11 protein-coding genes are annotated in these 20822 nt (G+C 43.4%); all 11 read right to left on the bottom strand.

Annotated features, from left to right (window positions below):
• Nucleotides 1–1525: InlB B-repeat-containing protein (locus ACYVD3_RS15625; RefSeq protein WP_460643410.1), on the bottom strand; the 1525-nt coding region annotated here is incomplete at its 3' end.
• A gap of 96 nt (nt 1526–1621) precedes the next feature.
• Nucleotides 1622–2041 carry an RrF2 family transcriptional regulator gene (locus ACYVD3_RS15630; RefSeq protein WP_460643411.1) on the bottom strand — a complete coding sequence of 140 codons (420 nt, stop codon included), beginning with the start codon at nt 2039–2041 and terminating at the stop codon, nt 1622–1624.
• Between the two features lie 329 nt (nt 2042–2370).
• The gene (locus ACYVD3_RS15635; RefSeq protein ID WP_460643412.1) at nt 2371–2874 is read right to left on the bottom strand and encodes a hypothetical protein; all 504 of its coding nucleotides are present in this window, start codon (nt 2872–2874) and stop codon (nt 2371–2373) included.
• Nucleotides 2858–3745, bottom strand: a complete 888-nt coding sequence (locus ACYVD3_RS15640; RefSeq protein WP_460643413.1) for a peptidylprolyl isomerase — start codon at nt 3743–3745, stop codon at nt 2858–2860. The genes ACYVD3_RS15635 and ACYVD3_RS15640 overlap by 17 nt, the downstream gene beginning before the upstream one ends.
• The gene (srtB, locus tag ACYVD3_RS15645) at nt 3735–4520 is read right to left on the bottom strand and encodes a class B sortase (RefSeq protein ID WP_460643414.1); all 786 of its coding nucleotides are present in this window, start codon (nt 4518–4520) and stop codon (nt 3735–3737) included. The genes ACYVD3_RS15640 and srtB overlap by 11 nt, the downstream gene beginning before the upstream one ends.
• A 9-nt stretch (nt 4521–4529) precedes the next feature.
• Nucleotides 4530–5135, bottom strand: a complete 606-nt coding sequence (locus ACYVD3_RS15650) for a hypothetical protein (RefSeq protein WP_460643415.1) — start codon at nt 5133–5135, stop codon at nt 4530–4532.
• Between the two features lie 26 nt (nt 5136–5161).
• The gene (locus ACYVD3_RS15655; RefSeq protein WP_460643416.1) at nt 5162–17761 is read right to left on the bottom strand and encodes a hypothetical protein; all 12600 of its coding nucleotides are present in this window, start codon (nt 17759–17761) and stop codon (nt 5162–5164) included.
• A gap of 1 nt (nt 17762) precedes the next feature.
• Nucleotides 17763–18569, bottom strand: a complete 807-nt coding sequence (locus ACYVD3_RS15660) for a hypothetical protein (RefSeq protein ID WP_460643417.1) — start codon at nt 18567–18569, stop codon at nt 17763–17765.
• Between the two features lie 117 nt (nt 18570–18686).
• Nucleotides 18687–19244: a hypothetical protein gene (locus ACYVD3_RS15665; protein WP_460643418.1), complete on the bottom strand. Its 558-nt coding sequence runs from the start codon at nt 19242–19244 to the stop codon at nt 18687–18689.
• Nucleotides 19241–19786, bottom strand: coding sequence for a hypothetical protein (locus ACYVD3_RS15670; RefSeq protein ID WP_460643419.1), 546 nt, complete (start codon nt 19784–19786; stop codon nt 19241–19243). The genes ACYVD3_RS15665 and ACYVD3_RS15670 overlap by 4 nt, the downstream gene beginning before the upstream one ends.
• Before the next feature lie 38 nt (nt 19787–19824).
• Nucleotides 19825–20679 (bottom strand): hypothetical protein, encoded by an 855-nt coding sequence (locus ACYVD3_RS15675; RefSeq protein WP_460643420.1) that lies wholly within the window; start codon nt 20677–20679, stop codon nt 19825–19827.
• Nucleotides 20680–20822 lie beyond the last annotated feature (143 nt).

The raw sequence follows: 20822 nt of genomic DNA on the forward strand, positions 1-20822 counted from the left end.
CGAAAGCTACAAAACATCCTTCTTCCCAGGCCGCCCATAAGGACATGTTATGCATAACAGTATCATTTTCAAAATCCCATATTACTGGCTTCTGGTTTTGATCCCGATAGCTGTACCAGCCCTTAAACAGGTAACCATCTCTAGTTGGATCTGCAGGTTTATCCAGGATTTTTCCTCCCACAGGCACTGTTACACTATAATATTCTGTAGATGTACCATCATTAAAATCGAAAGCTACAAAACATCCTTCTTCCCAGGACGCCCATAAGGACATGTTATGCATAACTGTATCATTTTCAAAATCCCACATTACTGGCTTCTGGTTTTGATCACGATAACTGTACCAGCCCTTAAACAGGTAACCATCTCTTGTAGGGTCTGCAGGTTTACTGGTGATTTTTCCTCCCACAGGCACTGTTACACTATAATATTCTGTAGATGTACCATCATTAAAATCGAAAGCTACAAAACATCCTTCTTCCCAGGACGCCCATAAGGACATGTTATGCATAACAGTATCATTTTCAAAATCCCACATTACCGGCTCATTGTTTTGATCCAGATAACTATACCAGCCCTTAAACAGATAACCGTCTCTTGTAGGGTCTGCTGGCTTATGGGTGATTTTTTCTCCCACAGGCACTGTTGCCTTATAAAAATCTGTGTATGTACCAGACCCAGGATCAAAAGCTACAATACATGCCTCTTCCCAGGATGCCCATAGAGTCATACTCGCCGTAACGGTACCATTTTCAAAATCCCACATTACCGGCTCATTGTTTTGATCCAGATAGCTGTACCAGCCCTTAAACAGATAACCGTCTCTTGTAGGGTCTGCTGGCTTATGGGTGATTTTTCCTCCCACTGGCACTGTGACCTTATAAAAATCCGTATATGTACCATCATCAGGATCAAACGCTACAATACATGCCTCTTCCCAGGATGCCCATAGAGACATGTTATCCATAACGGTATCATTTTCAAAATCCCACATTACTGGCTCATTGTTTTGATCCAGATAGCTGTACCAGCCCTTAAACAGATAACCGTCTCTTGTGGGATTTGATGGTCTATGGGTAATTTTCCCTCCCACCGGAACTGTTGCCTTATAAAATACCGTGTTGGTACCATCATCAAGATCAAAAAATACTGACACATCTGTCAGCCGTGGGGACGCAAATACCCCCTTAACCATTTCCGTATTCGTTTCCGTAATTTCTTCCTGTGTGACAGAAAGATCTTCTTCAGGCATGGCAACCTCAACTGTCGATTCTGAGGAAGAAGGAGCCTCTTCCTCATCGTCCACTGCTTGTACATCCTCTTCTAATAAAATCAGATCATCTTCTGTTGGAAGAATGCTTTCTGTTTCCTCCTCAATACCGCTTAGTTCCATAGCCGACTCTTCATCAGACAATGGAACCCCTTCTTGTGCAAATGCATTCACCGGAAGCATGCTACAGACTAAAACTACTGACAGCAGCAAGCTGATCCATCTACCGCTTTTACGGCGCATTCTTTTTTGCATGTTCATTCCTCCTTTTTCGATCACCCCTTGATTCCATGCTTTAGCGTCAGGAGAGTACTAATACAGTCGCTGCCTTCGAATTTAATCCTCTTTCTCTTAAATTTCCAGTGGCCTTTCTTGAATAAGATCACAGATTCGAGTGCCGCTCAGCGTTTCAATTATTTTAGTTTGGATAGATTCAAAGATTCCGTGCACCTGACATACTGGAACACCATTTCTGCTGCAAAACCCATCTTCTTCCAAACACCGATTGATGCAGATATTTCCTTCCATAGCCTTAACAATATCGTATAATGTAATATCTGCAGCATCTTTTGCCAAACGGTATCCCCCCTTGGGACCCTGTACTGATTCTATAAAACCTTCCAGCCTTATTTTTGCGGCAACCTTGTTGAAATAGTTGTAAGTCACCCCTAATTTTGTCGCTGCTTCCTTTGCTGTTGTCACTTGCATATCCTGCTGAGCCATATAAAGGATAATCCGAATCGCATAGTCCGTTGTAATCTGAAACCTCACTGTATTCCCTCCCAAATCGAAATTTCTTAAATATTAGATACTTAACGCTATAAGTATAATATGATTCCTATATGTTCTGGAAATATATGTACCGAATTCAAGTTTTTATGTACCGAAAAAGCTGGTACTGGTTCAGAGTAATCGCCATATCTTCTCCCTTCTTTCTTTGTCCTTGACCAGCTAAAGCAGCCAAATTCCAGCCGTTTATAAAGGAGGAAAATATCATTCTCCAGAACTTTATTATCAATATTGGTATTGTAACCGCACAAATGCCAATATGGCCTTATCATCGTATATTCCGTTTATTTCCTCTTCTCCTTTACAAAAATTTATTTCTCTACGGTTAATAAAACACCTGCATCAATTTCTGTAATCTGCTCCATGCTCACCGGATCATATACCATGAATACAGCAGTTGTGCTATGCTCCCCGGCTTCTGGTACCTGTCCCAGTTTTACATAAGCATTTCGCTCTCCCGGTTTCAGTATTTCTGAGCAAAACAATTCTTCCCCCGTGTCATCCAGAATTAATTTTACCTTTACATACTGCTCATTGTCTGCCGGATTTCCGATCATCAGATTGCAGCGATTGCCTCCACTTGATACCGTCGGACCGGCATTCACCTGGATCGAAAAATAAGAAGGCTCCTTTTGATCCTCACTCTGCTCCGGAACACGGGTTGGGCGTATATATTCTCCATCCTTTGCATCCTCTGCAAAATGATACTCTCTCTCCTTGCTGCCACTCTGGAAACAAAGGGTAATGAGCAGCGAAACAATGACAACCATCGTGCCAGCTATTATTGCTTTCCTGTTTTTACTCAATGATTTCAACGCTCTCAATCACCACATCTTTCTTCGGCTTTCGTTCTTCGGCCGATACCTTTACCTGGGTAATTGCCTCTGCTACATTCAGCCCCTGGACAATCTGACCAAATACCGTATGGCCATAATCCAGTCCCCAGGCACCACCGACCTGGCTGTACTGCGCTCCGACAGGTGCATACTTCGCCTCATATTCACTTGGTATACCATCGGTTGCAATGGCCTGAATTTCTACATTTAAATCTTCCTCAAACTTTTGAATTTCCTCTTTACTCAGTTCTTTTTCCTTACTAAGCTCTTCTAAATCTTTCAGACGCGTATTCATCAGATCATTCATATAGCAGTTAGCCGGGACAATCCGGTCATCTTCCGGGATTTCCCCCCTTACAAGAAGATAAAACTGGCTCAAATTAATGTTGCGGGTATTGCCTCCGTCACCGGCCATTGCAACCGCACCTTTAAAATGATACAGTCCATTGTCAACCTCATCTTCAAACGGATCCCCCCAAATACTTTTCTCCTCTGCTTCCGGATCTCCCGGTTTTCCTCCCTGGGTTAGTTCTCCACGTTTTGCATAATAGAATAGGCTGCCGTTGTAGTAACCTTCTTTTGCTAAACCAATAAAATTCTCTACTGCTTTGGGAGCCTGTTCCGGATACAGCAGTATGGTAACATCTCCAGCCGTAGTATGGAGAATCGCGTAAGGTCCATCGGATTCTACTAACTGTGGATTCTCTTCCGGTTCTGCCTGAATGGGAAAACTGTCTGCAATATCCTGAGATATTTCTGCATAGCTCTGTTTTTTTACGCAGCCGGTGACCAACACAGCAGCCAGGCCCGCCAAACATATCAGTGGAATTATCTTACTCTTAATTCTCATTCTGTTCTTCCTCCATATCACTTAAAACTCCATATACTACATATCTGGCATTGTTATATTCATAGGAACAGGTACAAAGTGCCAGTATTCGTTCATTTCCTTCTACTTCAACTGAACTTTTAAATGTGGAAGAAACCAAAAGCTTTTTCAACCATCTCTCCCGCGCATCTGCACTTTCAAATATTATTGGAAATGATCCTATCTGACCATCCAGTATCTCTCCGGCAAATAAATCTACCCGATAATCCTTATCCGGAGTATACAAATACAGAACTGGATGCTCCTCATAGTAACCTTGTGTCTTATAACCAGAAAGAGAGGAGAACATCCGCCCTCCTCTGATGTGATGACCATACAAAATGGTCACATCATCCTGAAACTCTTTCCGGTTTTGGCTCTCCACGAAAATGGAACCTATGATACTTTTCAAACCATCAGCAGTATGATTCAGATAATAATCATTATCTTCCCCCTGTACAACCGGATAATCAATATCTGATCCCGGTGACCAGATCCATCCTATAACATCTGGATTCCATTGCCGCAATGTCTCAAAATCCGGCCTTTTCCTTGTACGTGTATCCACGGCCATAATATCCTCATCACTATCCATGACAGCAGCGGATTTCCGGAATGCCCTCTCTCTTATCTGGTCATATGCCTGCTCTGCCTGAACCCTGGGTTTCATCTCCTGATAAAAATTCCAACCGCAAAAAACAACTCCTGCCAAACATAATGAGGACAGTCCCAAACATAATAATCGTTTATTCTTCATCCTAATATCCTAATTAAGTACAATAACCTGAATCTTTACCTGAACCTGCCCGATATCATCCAAAGACTCCGGATCGGTAGCAATTACCTGGGCAGTACAATCATAGTTTCCAGCCGGAAGAGTTTGCTTTAACTTTATCTTGTCAATATACTGTCCCGGTTTTAACCCCTGACTCTCATACAGCACTTCATTTGTATCATCTCTGCGAATCGCTACACGACAGTAATAACGGTTTTCCGGAATATTCTCCAGACCAATAGAACCTTCACTTTTTGCATCATTGAAAATAGCTTTGGCATTAATAGATACGTTAAACATACCTTCTTCCACAACAGAGTTAAGAATCCCCTGAACTTCTGTAGGTGTCTTTCCCTCCAAAGAACCATCCTGAGCCAACTTGTCAAACCAGTATTTGGTTGTCGCATCCATCACCTGATTCTGTGTATACCACCAATATCCGCCACCGGCACAGGCAAAGATAAGCAATAGCAGGATCAGAAGAAGGGCTTTTTTCTTCCCCTTCTTCCCTCCATTTTCATTGTTTACATTACCATCTGCCAGGGCTTTTTCCGAGACTTTCTCTTGAGTAATTTGTGTTTCATTAATTTCTTCCAACGCTTAAATCCTCTCTTTCGACTGTGTTAAGGAGTCCTTCTGGGCGGAACAATCTCCACCTTATATTTTATCAGATATTTTGCTCTGGCATTAATTACACCGGAGTTAGAAGTTCCGTCCATGTATTCTTGTACTTCAGCCTTGGTAGATCCTTCAATGGGGAAGGAGGCATCCATATACTTATCCACAAACCCATTACCTACGGCTCCAACAAAGGTAAAGTTACCGGACGTCTGCGTTTTCAAAGTTCCCAGCTCAATCGGTGCTGCAGTAACCGTTAATTCTGCGTAAGGCTGTAACGAGGTCTCTGGGATATCAAATCCAGTACCGCCGGTGGTATCATCTAAGCCTTTTATTGCCAGGTACAAATCATTGTCCGCGGTTGTTCCGGCCGCACTGGCGGTCAGATTCATTAAATAAGCCGGGTCAGTTGTAATACCTGCCTCTATCGTCTTATTCTCAAATCCGGTAATCGAAACTTTCGCATCATTGCTGCCCTTGTTTTTAATCATATACTCCGGTGCAGTAAATAAATCAATACCTGTTGAAGAATCATTAACACTCATTAATTTTTTAGTACTGTCATAAGAACCTCTCCGACGTACGACCAGGTAAATATCAGCCGGTACTTCAACTTTTAAAACTTCCCAATCCTGTAATTCCAGAACATCCGTGTCGATTTCAGCTTCTACCAGGAATAAGTTCTCCGGTACCGTACTTCCCAAACGGAAATGTTCATACTCCGCATCTGCATTGGGATTATAAGCCGAACTACTGGTAAACCGCACTACATCTCTGCCTTTTACCCCATGATCCATATCAATCTCAAAAATCTGATTTTCCGGTATTGCCACCTCTGTCTGAATCACGTTGTCAGTTCCCCAGATCGGATTTGCTGCCGTTCCGGTATTCACAGAGGTTAAGTAGAATGTATTCTGATGACCAGCCAGTTTTTCCGGAGCACCTAAAATTGTAAAGGTTCCGTCCTGATACGCCACAGATCCTTTCGCAGCCTTGTTATTCTCAAACAAAGTACCATCGACCGTCGTCGTGCCGCTGTTGGAGATTGCACCGCCATGCTGGCCAATAACATCAATTTCCAAATCATAAGTATTGTTATTATTATAAAGGGTTACATTGGGCAGAAGGCTCAAAACTCCGCCTTTTTCAACTGTTATCAGCGGTGCCTTTGCTTCACCATTCCGGCTTACAACCGCACCAATGGGAAGATTAATACTGGTCTTCGGCTCACTGTGTCCGTCAATGTATACATTTTCGCCCAACTGGGCGGTTGCGCCAGCCTTGACATTCAGCAATGCACCGGTAAAGTCTTCTACATTATATTCCGCCGCTGCTCCAGCCACTGGATCCTGAATAGCAAAATCCGGCTGCATATAACGGACAATGTTAATCTTAAATGTACTTCCCAGCATAACAGTTCCTTCTCTGCCAATATAAGACAGTCCCGTCATCTGGATATCACTGTTTACTTGAATGGTACCGACTACATAAATCGTATTTCCACCGCGGGTTTTTAATAACTCAAAAGCTCTTGCCAACGTTTTAACAGGTAGCTTCGGAGTCGAACCGGCAAACCGGTCACCCTGGTCATCGATACCGTTTGTTCCGTCAATATAGATTGCTACCGGCACCTGCAGCTCCAAGATATTCGGATATCCGCTGCGGTTTGAAAGACAGAAGAAATCTTTTACCCGCTCTTCCAGCAGGAAATAACCGGCATCATTGGCTGTTGCGTTGATTCCAACCTGATAATGAACCACATCTCTGCCAATATACGAATCTCTCACCCTTACATTGAAATTATTCAGTACTGGAGTACCGTATACATCGACGGTTAAATAGCGGCTGGTATCATGATTTGCATATTTGGTTCCCAATCCCTCCAGGAATACGCTTCCGCCAAAGTTCGTATAACGGCTGAAATGCAGGTATCCATTGCTGTATACATCCGTACCTCCGGAAATCACATGATCGCCTAATGCAAGGTTGGCAAATTCAGTATACTCAAGAAAACAGGTTCCTCCATCCAGCAGCTCAATACCAGCACTGCTGCCTTCCATAATATCAGAATCATTCAGGCGACCCACCACATATTCCGGTGCATTCTTATTTTTTTCATTCACATTGTTAACAAACAACGTTGCGGTTGGAACAGCATTGCTTGCCTCCTCCGCACGATAACATTGCAACACACCGCTTTCTTTTACGGTAATCAGCGGGGACTGAGCCACTACGGCCGGTGCCGCTAAGGTTGGATTAATGCTGTCACTGCTGATAGAATGACCATCCAGATAAATACCGCTTAAAGTCAGACTGCCGCCATTACCAACATAGAACAGACTGTCAAGTAATGTTTCATTGCTGTATCCATCATAAACAGGATTTGCTGCATCATAACCACTTGGCTGGGAATATCGTTTAAAATATAGCTGCCCCCGGATATTTACAGTTTCACCCAGATCCTTATAGTATCCTTCATAGTGAGAGGTTCCGTCACCATTGTAAACCTTAATATTCATCAGTTTAATATCGGATGGTTCGCCGGTTCCACCAGCGACATCCAATGTATCTACAACGTAGATCAGAACACCTTTTGCATCTGCGTTATTTCCAATCGCCTCAAAGGTCCGTTTTAATGTCTTAAACGCCTTCTCCGGAGTTGCTCCATCGTGACTAAGATCATCTGAGCCACTCTGCCCATCCAGATAAAGCACCCTTCTCATACTCAATTCTAGAATGGAAGCATTAGAACTGTTATTCACAATATCATACAATGCCTTGATAGCATCATCAAATGAATAATATTTCAGTTCTGTCTCACCCGGAACTGTACCGTCCCTATATCTAATCAATGGACGGCCATTGTAGTCATTGCTGACAGAAATCTGTAGAGCTGATGAAGGTACATAGGCAGCATCCGGCTGTATATACGCCGAAGTTATATCGGCTGTACCATTTAAATATACTTTACCTAATATAACCGGCGAACCACTCAGATACAACTGTCCCAGGGATGATGGATTACTTTTACTTGCATGCAAATAAATTGCACTCCCATAAGTTGCACCGTTGCCTTTAATCTCTCCGCCATTGATTGTCAGGATTCCGCCTTCGCCTACCTGGAAAGCACCGCCTTTCGAATCCAAACTGTCCACAAATCCGTCTTCAGCAATATAGTTGCCGTTGTTGTGGTTATACGAAAAGACTGTGCCGCCTTCTACAGTTACACTGATCCCTGAAAGAATATTCACCAGACTGTCACCATTACTTACCGTACTGTCTGAACTTCTTCGTCCCTGAATCGTGATATCTTTAAATGTCAGGTTATGTTCCGGCTGGATCAAACAACCGTGATATGACCGCTCAAGCTCCGGTGTCTCACTACCATCGCTTTCATAAACAGCAAATCCTGTATAACGGCACATATAGGCAGTCTCCGGTAATGTCCAGACACTTTCACTGCTTGTATTAATCGCCTTGCCGCACACATAAATCACATAATGTTCAGAAATCCCGTGAGCCGTTAATGCCCCCACACTCTTTGCTACGGTAAAGCTCTTTACAGCCTGACTCGGCTTTAATCCGGTGTTGGTATCTTTACCGTTTACCGAATCAAGATAAACTGCCTTCATCAGGATTAAGCATTGTTCTTCCTTTACCCCGCCCACATTTCCGGCAAGGTTGCCGGTTCTTCCCCGATCCAGTACATACGGGTTCGACCTCACATCAAAATATGGAAGATATGAGTTGACGTTTGTTACTTTACTGCCATCCGGTTCTACAACGACACTGCCTTTTCTAAAGGCGCTGATTCCCTGATTTAAGTACACACGGTAGGAACGTCCTGTCTGATAAATGTGATCACTTACTTTAATCGCACTTAAGGGTTGGTATAAATAAATGCTGTCACTGATATCCGCACCACCGCCGCGCAGTTCAAAGCCCTTCTGCTGGACATAAATTGGCGAATATACATTGGTGGATTGCTGTCCTGATGCATTTGTCATATTTCTGCTGATCTGCCCTCCGGAAAAAACCATTTGGGAAGAACTGCTAAAACCCTGATAGAAAATTGCACTGCCGCATCCGCCTTCATTTCCACGGATAATCCCACCACTGATCGTTACAGCACCATCATAATTTACAATCGCACCCGCTGCTCCCGGATTTGTATCCCTTGAAACAACCTTGTTATTCTCAATCAGACCGCCTCTCATCTCCATATTACTATAAATGCCGCTTAAATGAATCGTTCCGATACGGGCATTGATACTTTGTGCATTGGGAGCATTTAGTTTATTGTTTATTATCTGCCCCGATTTCATAATCAAATTACCTGGATTATCAGCACTGATCCCCTGAACCATTACAGTAGAGGCAAACCAATAATTAGTGAAATAACCGCTTGTTTCTCTTACTATATTCCGAATGGTTCCTCCGTTTATCTCAAGAGTACCGCCATAAACTTTCACACCCAATGCTGAGTAATCGCTAAAGGTGGTCGTTACTGCCTTGTTGTTCTGCAATACTGCGCCTTCACCAAGGACAGCGGTTTTTCCGCTGCCAACCGTCAGCAACTGATCATTCTGGGCTGTTGTCAAAATAATACCATTCGCTGAACCGCCGTCAATTGTGATGTTTTTAAACGTAGCATTAGTGGCATAAACCGTACTGGAGTAATTGTACAGCGTAATCAGAACACCCCCATACCCTTCATAACGGGTTACCAGCGGCTGCCATCTATGTCCGCTCAGTGAATTAGTTACGAATCCGCCAGGATCAAATGACCAGTCCTCATCACCTGCCAATATATTAACCGTTGATGTACAGATAATGATATTCGCCCCCGTCGTATAGTAACCGCCACCCTGCAGCAGTTCTCTTGCACGTCTAAAGGTTTTGACCGGTGTAGATGGAGTGTTGCCAGTATTGTTATCATTTCCGTCACCTGACAGATAAACATTATTTTCTCCCAGGAGCACAAGGTTTGGTGACAACTCGACAATCGGCCGGCTGGCTGCCATTCCGCCAGCGCTGACCTTGTTGAAATATGCCAACTGACTGCCCGCACCCGTAAGATCCGTAATACCTGCCATATCCGGTTGAACCACTGTTTTACCTGCAAAACCTTCAACCAGATGCAAATCATATTTTGGCCCCTGGCCAGTTGCAGCATGAGTCATTGTAATCGGTCTGGTACTGTTGTTCATATAAATCAGACCCTCAACTCTACTTCTTCCATCCAGCTCAATATTCCCATAATTATTAATTACCCGGGCCACATAAGAGTCTGATGCATAAGGATTATCACTGTTCTTTACCAACGCTTCTCCCTTAAGCCTTAAGGTGGCGTCAGTCCCTAAGTATATCGCATCTGTATTTCCCTGAATCGACGGTGTAGACAAGCTTCCATTATCCTTAATTCCATTTAATTCAATGATAACTTCATTGTGATAGCTTGTTGTGGAGTCGCCGACCGTTGCTGCATAAACACCGCCGCCTTTGTTGTCACAAATGGAAGCAAACTCATTTAGAGTAATTCTTGCTGTTCCCGCCCTATGATAGTTGGCATATGCTGTACGTGTCAGGTAAATCCCCGAACCTGCTGTGCTGCCGTTATTAACGACAGTGCCATTTCCGGATATTTTTGCAGTTCCGTTCATTGTCACCTGAACGGGACCATTGGCATTAATTCCTAATCTCTGATTTCCGGAAGCAGGATCGGTGCTGCTGTAATAACCACTGCCGCCAATCACTGCATTGTCATTTAAAGTGATCTTTTGATATCCATTAGCTTCTGACCAGTTGCTCTGACCGTTAACCAATTGAATTCCCGAATCGGAATTGCCGGATATTCTGGAGTCACCAAACATCTCTATGTTCAACTGCGATGCCCCATAGGCAGTACTTCCAGTCGTTGTCGATTCGAAGATACCCGTATTATTCTGCTCAATCGCTGCATGGTCTTTCATTCGGATGTTGATTGGTCCAATATTATACAGATAAAAATAAACACCATAGATGGTTTTGCTGATCTTGCTATAATCTTTCATTAGAATATTAGCTGTTGACGTGCTGCTGCTTCGGTCCGACGTACATATTCCGTAGTACCCTCCAGTAATCAGAGCCTTCTTACCCATTGAAACAGAGCTGTTTACTGCCGCTCCCAGGTAAATACCGTGACTCATATCCGTAATCGAAACTGATTCATCTTTGGATCCAACATCTTCCATATTCAGTAAAATTTTAACATCTTTTGCATAGGAACTGTTTGCATTAATACCACAGGTATTATTCATAATATTCCGATTACCGATAATCCTTGCATTGTTTAATAATTCAACCGTCGGCGATGTTCCATTGTATACGGAGATTCCATGAAACCAATAGTTTAAACCTGTAGCTGTGTTATTAAGAATAATCGCCGCATTATCCTGCATTTTTACCGATGCTGTTTCCGTAGTTGCTGGAGCCAGATATACACCGCAGATTGTCCAGTTGCGATTCCCTCCATATGTGATATTGGACCGGTCTGACATAGTTAAGGAAGTATTGGTTCCCACGTTTATACTATATGGGCAATATCCTCCTTCCATCGTTTCAATGCTGGCATCTGCTGACATATCTATTGTTGAACCATTACCGGAAACATACATACCCCCGCTTACGGAATTACCCACCTCTATTCTGGCATTCCCCTTCATTTTAACTGTAGTATTTGCATAATAGGAATAAATCATATAACCAGTCAGCAGCATGGAACCCTGCCCCTGTATAATAGCACTGTTTCCCTCCATAGAAAGTGAAACATCTGATCCCATAACCCATATACCAGAGCTTGAAAAACTGGCAATCCTATCAACTGTATTATCCGTAATAATCTTTGCCTCTCCCAGCATCGACATTTTGGCTGATTTATACAGCCTGACCGCATACAGTGACTGGTTATTATATAGCTGCTTGTTCACTTCACCTTTCTCACCTTTAAGTGTCAGTTCACCGTAAATGTCCAGTGCACTGTAGTAATTATTCCTGATCATGGAATCTCCGGTCAGGGTCACGTGAGTACCGGCAAAACCATATATAACCGGGCTGTATACACTCTGATCAGCAATAACGACTGTATCCGCCATACCATCAATAACCAGCCTTCCGGTAGTAAATGACACTGTATTGATGCCATTACCAACTTTAATCATAGGCTGTTGCACAAAGGATGCAAACCGGCGTACCTGCGGCTCATATACCGGAGCGTCATTACGTTCTTCTGCAATCGCATAATACTTATTTACATCTGTATAAAGCACATCTTCATAATTAAGTTCCCAGTATTCATTGGTATTAATATCTACCTGGCCGCAAATATAGATAAGTGGTGTAAAGCCTTCCTTCTCTTCCTCCGGAAGGGTACTGTCATGAATAACAGCTTCGGCAATTTTATTTTGTAAAACCTCTTTTGCTCTATTAAAAGTTGCAACCGCATCAGTGGGCGAGGTACCGCCATTGTTGTCATTTCCGCCGGTTCCATCACTTTTATATCCGGCTAAATACACACCCTGACCAACAATAATAACATTTGTCATCATGGAATTAACTGCACTTTTAAATCCCCCCAGTTCACTTCTTCTTGGCAGCTCACCACCCCGATAATAATCCAGATTGCCCGCTGCACTCATAAATACGGGATAGTTCCTGTTCACCTGAACTGACGAAGACAGATCGGCATTTGGCTGCATCATTGGCCGGCTCGTAGAATATCCCAACGGTTTGAGCACTATACTTCCGGATTGAAACACTTCATTATTTAAGTCAATGGGAAAGGCGCCATAAGCCGTATTATCTTTTAGCGGTGCTGCAAGTACTGTCAGAAAAGAGCTACCAGAATTTAATAAGATAACATCAGGATCAGTCCCTTCTTTCTTTTCAGCGGTTACCTTACTGAAATCAAAATACTTATTGTAAATGCTGGTTGAGGTATCATTAATATAGATATTGTACACACCCTCCACTTGCTTTGATGTAACCGGCTGTTTAAAATATCCATTGAGAATATCAATATTTGCATATCCGCTTAAATAGAAATTGCTTCCCTGCACAGACGCACTGTTCTGGATGGGACCGGCAATATCCATCATAAACGTATTGCCGATTGTAATAGCAATCCCGCCGCCATAGACGGCATGGTTATCCTTTATTACAAATTTTCCGGCAGCTGTTTCTGACAAGTACATATGAGCATTGATACTTGACAGAGAAACCCCGCCCCCAATATTTGTTGCGGTATTGTCTGTAATAGAAGAATCCTGCATATAGTAACTGCCGCCATTAATTGCAAGTGCAGCTCCATCCCCCGCCCGATTGTCAGAGATCACCACATTTCTGAAATAAGAGTAAGAGGATGGGCTGACAGAATAGATTCCTCCGCCCTGTGTAGGCGTTTCATTGTTACTGATCAGTACATTCTCAGCATGCCAGGTTCCGCCGTTATGAGTGATCCCGCCGCCATAAGAACCGTTGCTTCCCGTATTGGAGATCTTATTGCCGCTGATTTCAATTGCTCCCGGTGTGGTTGCCATCATATAAACATGGGCAGACGCAGCAGAAGCTCCACTTATGTAAAGTCCGCCAGTATTCTGTGTTGCAGAGTTATTAATAATCTTAGTTCCATCTTCCAGAGTAAGATTTCCATAACCGTAGAAGAAAATACCTCCGGAATCACCATAGATGCTGGTATTATAAGCTTTCCCTTTATTTTCCTCTATGGTGGTTCCTTTTAAAGTCAAAGAAACATCTCTTCCGGAGCTTCCGGCTGTATAGATTCCTCCGCCGCGTCCAGCTCTGTTATTAGAAATCATTGTATCCGTTATAGCAAGGGCATTACCGGCGGCAAGATATATACCGCCTCCCTGGCTATACGACGTACTGTAGTCGGTCCTGAACTCATATCCCGTTTCATTCCCGGTTATCATACTTCCGGTTATTGAATGGCTGTTTATGCCAGCTTCAATAAAAATACCGGCACCTTTTACGTAGGCATATGACGTAAACGCACCATGATTCCCCTTAACCAGTCCGTCTATCATGGAAAGCGTACCGTTTCGCCCTACATAAACTCCCACTCCAAAGTTAACATAGTCACTCACGCCGCTGTCCCCACCGCCTACGTTATCAGAAATGACCGCATTATTAATAGTCAGACTGCCATTCGCATGGATACCTGTACCGTAAGCCAGATATGCTTTATTATTGCTGATTAACGTATCTTCCGGTGCACCGGTCCCATCACCGATTTTTACTATTGTACCTGCGCCCGCAGATATACCGGCTCCTTGTGAGTATTGAAAATTACTATTTTTATATGAAATACGATATACCGGTATACTGTTATCAGAAATCTCACCCTTATTCATAATAAAAGATGTCCCGGCATCTACAAGATAAACACCGGCGCCATATTGGTATGTCTGGTTTCCGGTAATGGTACCGCCGTTCATGGTAAACTGGGCTCCATTACTTAAAGCCACACCTCCTCCGGCTTTATGAGTGGTTATTCCGGCAGCATAATAATCTGCACGGTAAGAATTGTTCTTCTGAATAAAACCATTATTCATCTCAACTGTGGTACCGCTTCCGGCTGCAACCACACCCTGCTCCCGGTTCTCCATGGAACCAGTCCAGTCCCCTCCCATCACAAAGCGGCTGCCTCCGGTAACCGTTACGTGGTTACCCAGGGTGAGTGGTTTTTGTTCAAAACCGGAACTCTTCAGACGGGTTCCTGTCAGAGTAGTCTCTCCCCTAAAGTTCAGAGTCCCGCCTTCTTCCACCTTAATGGTAACACTGTCAGTATCGTCCACCATATTTCGGATAAAAACGTCACGTATGTTTAAAATACCGCTTCCTGTTACTTTGATCAAAGTCTTTGGGACTTCGTGACGCGGTACTTTTGCATTACCCTCTCCCAGACTTGCAATATTATCAATATGAGATACGACCTCTGTCTTAACATCAGTACCTCTGGCATAGTCATAACGGGTTTCCAGACTCCATTCCGGTTCACCGGCAGAATCTACAGTCACAGTATTACAGATATAGATTACTTCCGGCATCGGAAAGTCAGCTTCAATTTTATCTAATGCCATACCGGCTGCATATTGTCTGGCCTGGAGACTCTTGGTCATCTCCTCCTGCCAGATCGTTCTTGCTCTGGCCCAGGTTTTCACCGGATAGTCACAGGATGCGCCGTAATTTCTGTCATCGCCGCCCACACCGTCGATATAAATACCATCAAAGTAATAAATTGCATACAGTTCAATATTCTGAGCCTTTACAATACCATCTTGCTCTCCTGTATCCTGCCGCAGAGACCAGTCAATACTTGACAGGCCGCCATTTGCTACCGGTCGGTTGGAGCTGTGCAGCTTTATCCTGCCAAGCAGTGCCTGACCTATTGAATCTGCTTTTGCAATCGGATCCGCATCATTGGTGATTGCTGATTCCAGATCCCCACCAGGTACTATTACATCTACATATCGGTATGCTACATTCTTATTAATACCACCAAAGAATACTCTTAGGTCGCCATCATTTATAGAATTCACACTACATACCTGAATCGGGTGTTTCGCCAAATCAAAGAAAGCATTTAACTGGATATATCCCTTTTCTTCTGTTCTGACATTCTTTTCAATGATAAGATCCCCCTCATTGATCAGAATGGTCTGAGCCTCGGTTTCATTACTGCTGTTATCATACATTCCGCCAAGGTAAAGATTTTCTATAATCAGAGTCTCGTTTTTCGGCACAATGATTGCAGGCTGTGCGGTAGAATTCCATGTGGCAAGTGGCGTTATCAATGAAGAGTCGGCTGATGACAGATAAAACTCTCCGCCGGAACGCTGCTCCAGATATTCACCGGCGTTTTCATCCCCCAAATTCAGGGATCGCATGGCTACAACAATACCATTGGCTTTCCTAGCCTCCTCGGTTGCCGCTCTCCAGGTTTTAAGCGGAGCGCGCGGGTCTGAACCATCAAACTTCACATCATCTCCTGCCGGATAACTCACCCCGTCAACGGTCATTGCAGCTCCCGGATTCCAGTAAATAACTTTTACTTCACCTATAGAACGGCTTGCAATCAGAGTCTTACGGGTCAGAGTCTCTTCCTCAAAGGAAAAGGACCGGGGCATGATATCACTTACTGCCCCAGTATCTCTTAACTGAGCTGCTGCCGCAGTCTCAACCTGCAGATTCCAGTTATCGGATTCTGTCAGAGTAAAATGGCCCAAAAACTCTTCCTCAGTTGCATCATCCGCATAAAGGGTTGTCACCAGTTCACGTGATTCCGCCTTGGCATCATCTCTTACTTCCAAAAGATATTCACCGCTGCCTCCGTTAAATCCTTCAATCAACTCAATAATCGGCTCTCTCCAGGTGCTGGAGGAGGTCCTGTGTTCCGTCAGTTCAACATTCTCTTCGTCAGGATCTAATATATAATTATCAATATTAAAGGTTGCTTTTCCTTTCCCTATTGCTTGACTGGCGGTTGAAACCATCAGTTGCAGCGGAAGCACTTTCTCAATTCGTCCATTTTCTTCTGCCGCCGTATCCTCCGTATCCACAGCATTGGAAGGAGTCGCAGTATCTTCTTTCCACCCTATGTCTTCCAGCTCACTACGGTAATCCATTATAACTCTTCCATTAATACTGACATTCTGTCCCATTTGAAGGACGCCGCCCCGAACATAAACCAACTCGGTTTCATTCGGTTCATAATCCTGATCTTCTGCTTCAAGCAAAACATTCATCAATGTCAATTGTCCGCCATTCACATAAAACAACGCATCACTTTCATAAGGACGTTCCGGCCAGGATGCTATGCGAATATTCCCTGCATTTAATACATACAGTTCCCCGTCTGCTACCTCCATCGGATTCATTGCATAAATAGTAATATCCGAAGAATCCAGTCCTTCTTTCTCCATCAGCTCTTTTGCGCGTTCAATTGCCTTTGCAAGAGTTTTTACAGGCTTTGCCGGACTTAGCCCATTGGCAGTATCCCTCCCCTTTCTTGCCCTGGATGAAGTTGCATTGGACACAGTTGCCGTGGCATTGGATACGGTTGCCAGTTCTGCCGGCAACTGACCGCCCGGATTCCAATAAATTGCATAAGCATCATCATCCAAAGGTTCTAACGGTAAAGTTTCCTTAATGCGATCTGCTCCACCCTCAATTGGTTCTAATGGCAGAGTTTCCTTAATGCGGTCTGTTCCATCTTCAACTGGTTGTAATGGCAAAGTCTCCTCAATGCGGTCTCTTCCATCTTCAACTGGTTGTAATGGCAAAGTCTCCTCAATGCGGTCTGTTCCATCTTCAACTGATTCTGACGGCAGAGTTTCCTCCATGAGGTCTGTTCCATCTTCAGTCAGTTCTGATGGCTGGGTTTCCTCTATGGGGTCTGCTCCATCTTCAATTGTTTCTGACGGAAGCATTTCCTCTATCCGTTCATTTTCCATTGATGTGGTTTCTGCCAGAATCATAAGTTCCTGAGTGGGAAAGATCATAAGTAAGCACAAAAGGAACGCCGTAAATCTTTTAAATTGTGTCATCCTAATCTCTCCTTTTCGTCTCTTTGCTCTCATTATCCAACTTTGACAATTTCCAGATTGCTCCTCCTGCAAGCAGAAAGAATATTAAGCCATATACCCAATAAAGAAGTGCTCCTTCCACGCCGGTTTTGGGGATTCCGCCGGTTCCGGTTCCTTCCCCGTTGCCTAAGGGAAGCATATTATCCGGAATATCGAAAGGGAGCTTATCTAAAGGAATGCCTCCGGGAAAGCTTCCCCCGGGAACAGTTTTATCGGGTATTTTTTCTTTATCATTACCACCTTCGCCCTTCTTCTCCTGATACAATTTTATGGAAATTGTTTCAGGAACCTTTTCCCCCTTCAATATATAACTTCCGTTGTGAGGGTAGGGAAGCCAGCCAGCTTTATAAAGCCGGTACTGAATATTATTATCGTTTAGATACACTAATGTACCATTAAACGTATAATTCTGATCGTTCTTAATGAACTGGTCACTGTCCGATACAAAAGAGGCCATGTTATATGCCACATCCAACTCATAAATACCGTCACTGTCCGTTAAACCAAACAAAACATAACGATTCAGACTTGGGATAAAGATTTCCACTGACACACCTGCAATCGGATTATTATGGTCTCTGTCCAGGACCAGAAAACGTAATTTCCCCATATAATCAACGACTACACCTGCCATAATATCGGTCCGCCCATTTCTTTTTGGTACTGTTCCTCCGCCCAGACTATTGTCGTCGGCCCAGACAGGAACAGAGAGAAACAGAAACAACAGGCCACATATCAGCCATGATAAAAGGATTCTCTTTCTACCCATAATATCCACCTCCGTTCTGCTACAATGCATTTATGGGTAAGGTTCACGACATCCAGCCGTGTCCATTGGCGGCTGTTGGATTTATGCAGGCTAAACTGCTGTTTTTTCTTGGAAATCTTATCCGTTTTCTCTTGACTTTTCATTGGCAGACTTAATAACTACGACTACCTTCCAAGCTGTCTCACCTGCATATTCTTCACCTTGTGTATAAAAGCTCCAGACTGCAGTACAAGGATAAAACCCTTGTTTAAGACCACCGGTCAAGTGAATTTCTTCTACATAATGTCCAGGCTCAATCAAATCGGATTTATAAACCACTTCTCCGGTTGCATCCCGTACAATTCTTACCATACAGCTAAAATCATTCTTTCTGTCATTTGCAATCCTGGCTTCTCCGGTTGCATCAGCATGATCAAAATAAATCTGACGCTCCAAAGAAACATATTTCATATTTTTGACCAGTTCCTGGTTTCTCAAGTCTCTTACAATTGCATCATCTTCACCTTCGGCCAGCTCCTGTTTCCATTCAAGTTCTGATTTGGCATATTCTTTACGGGTCTTCTGGTTACTGAACATTTTCTGTAAGCCCATGCCTACAAAAAACGAACCGGCCAGCAAGCAGATAACCGTTATGAGCATTAAGCAATAGCGAAATTTGTTGTCATTTAACTTCATTTATAGAAAAGGCCATCCATCACATGAAGTACCATTTTTACATTTGCTTCAGAAATCTTATCCTCAGTCTCATCCAAAGAATATGTGGTAAAGTGTGCTGTCGCCTGATAATCTCCTGCCTGAAGTGTTTTATCTAACTCAATATATTCAATATAAAATCCCGGGTCAATCAGTCCCGACTGATAAACAACATCTCCAGTGTCATCCAGTCTGATATCCACCTGGAAAGAATAATGGTTTGCCGCAATATTCTCAATTGCAATCCGCCCTTTCTTTCCTCCATATTCAAATACCGGCCCGGCCGCAATTCCGATATCCACCATACCTTCTGCTACCTTGGAACTTAATATATCCGCGATCTCCTGGTCTGTCTTACCTGGAAGCATACCACCCAAAGCCAACTCATCTCTTGTTAAGCGGCTTAAATTATTGTCTTTAGTCATCTGATAATAGATACCTGATCCAAGTCCGATCAGAAGCAACAGGAGAAAAATTATGATCCATAACAACTTACTTTTTTTCTTTTCTTTTTGCACTTCCATTTTTCCATTCCTTTACTTTCTTTCTATTTGTAAATCACTTACGGCGTTTCTTCCGAAAGTTCTCCCGGTATCACCTGCCAAAAAATCGCTCCCACTTTTAGCGACTCTTCTACCTGCTTATACTCGCTCTGCATTCCGCCTGCCTTGACACCTACCGAGACATATGTTGTGGAAGGTGTATGAGCAGTTCCTGCCGCAGTATATCCATTTGTCAGCACCCCTTCCGGTGCGCTCAAAGCAATTTTATCTGCATACCAAAATACATCCTTAAGCTCCGTACTGTTATCTTCATAACTTATTGTCACCTGTCCGGGATCAGAAAATGCAACATTATCAATCAACATCTGATACTCTTTAAAATTAGTCTGTGACGATGCTCCATCCCATGTCGGATCATATCCTACCGCCTTCCAGTAATGCGTCTTTCCTTCATCACTGTCATAGCCGGCAATAAAAGGCTTTAGCTCAACCGGCAATCCCTCTCTCGGCGGATTCTCTTCTTCCAGATGCTCTTCTCTTACATCCGTTGAGTAATTCAGGATTGGGATTGTATGTTCCGATATCGTCTGCAATTCAAACTCTGCCGTTGTTCCTGTTCCGGAATCGGAAGGTACACTGACATGTACTTTTACATTGGGCACAATTAAGTTTCCATTTTCTAATGACACCGGATACGTATCACTGATATCAACACTTCCACGAACTACAAACCCATACGCCAAAGGTACGGTTACCGATACCCTTGCTTCTGATGGTATCTGAGTTACACTCAACCACACGTTGGACGCCGGACCTTCGCTTGCTGACGCAGAAAAGCACAGGCAGCCCATACATACAAATCCAACTGCCATAAGCCTAACTCTATATTTTTTCCATCGTCCCATATGATTCATTTATTTTCCTCTTTTCCATTCTGGCTGGTTCCGGAAATCTCTTGCAAGTAAACAGCGCATTCCCCTGCAGTTTATTTACAACAAATCTCCGGAGAATCTCCTTTTCGGAGATTCTCCAGGGATTTTTACTAATCATCATTGAC

The organism is Lacrimispora brassicae (assembly GCF_054772055.1).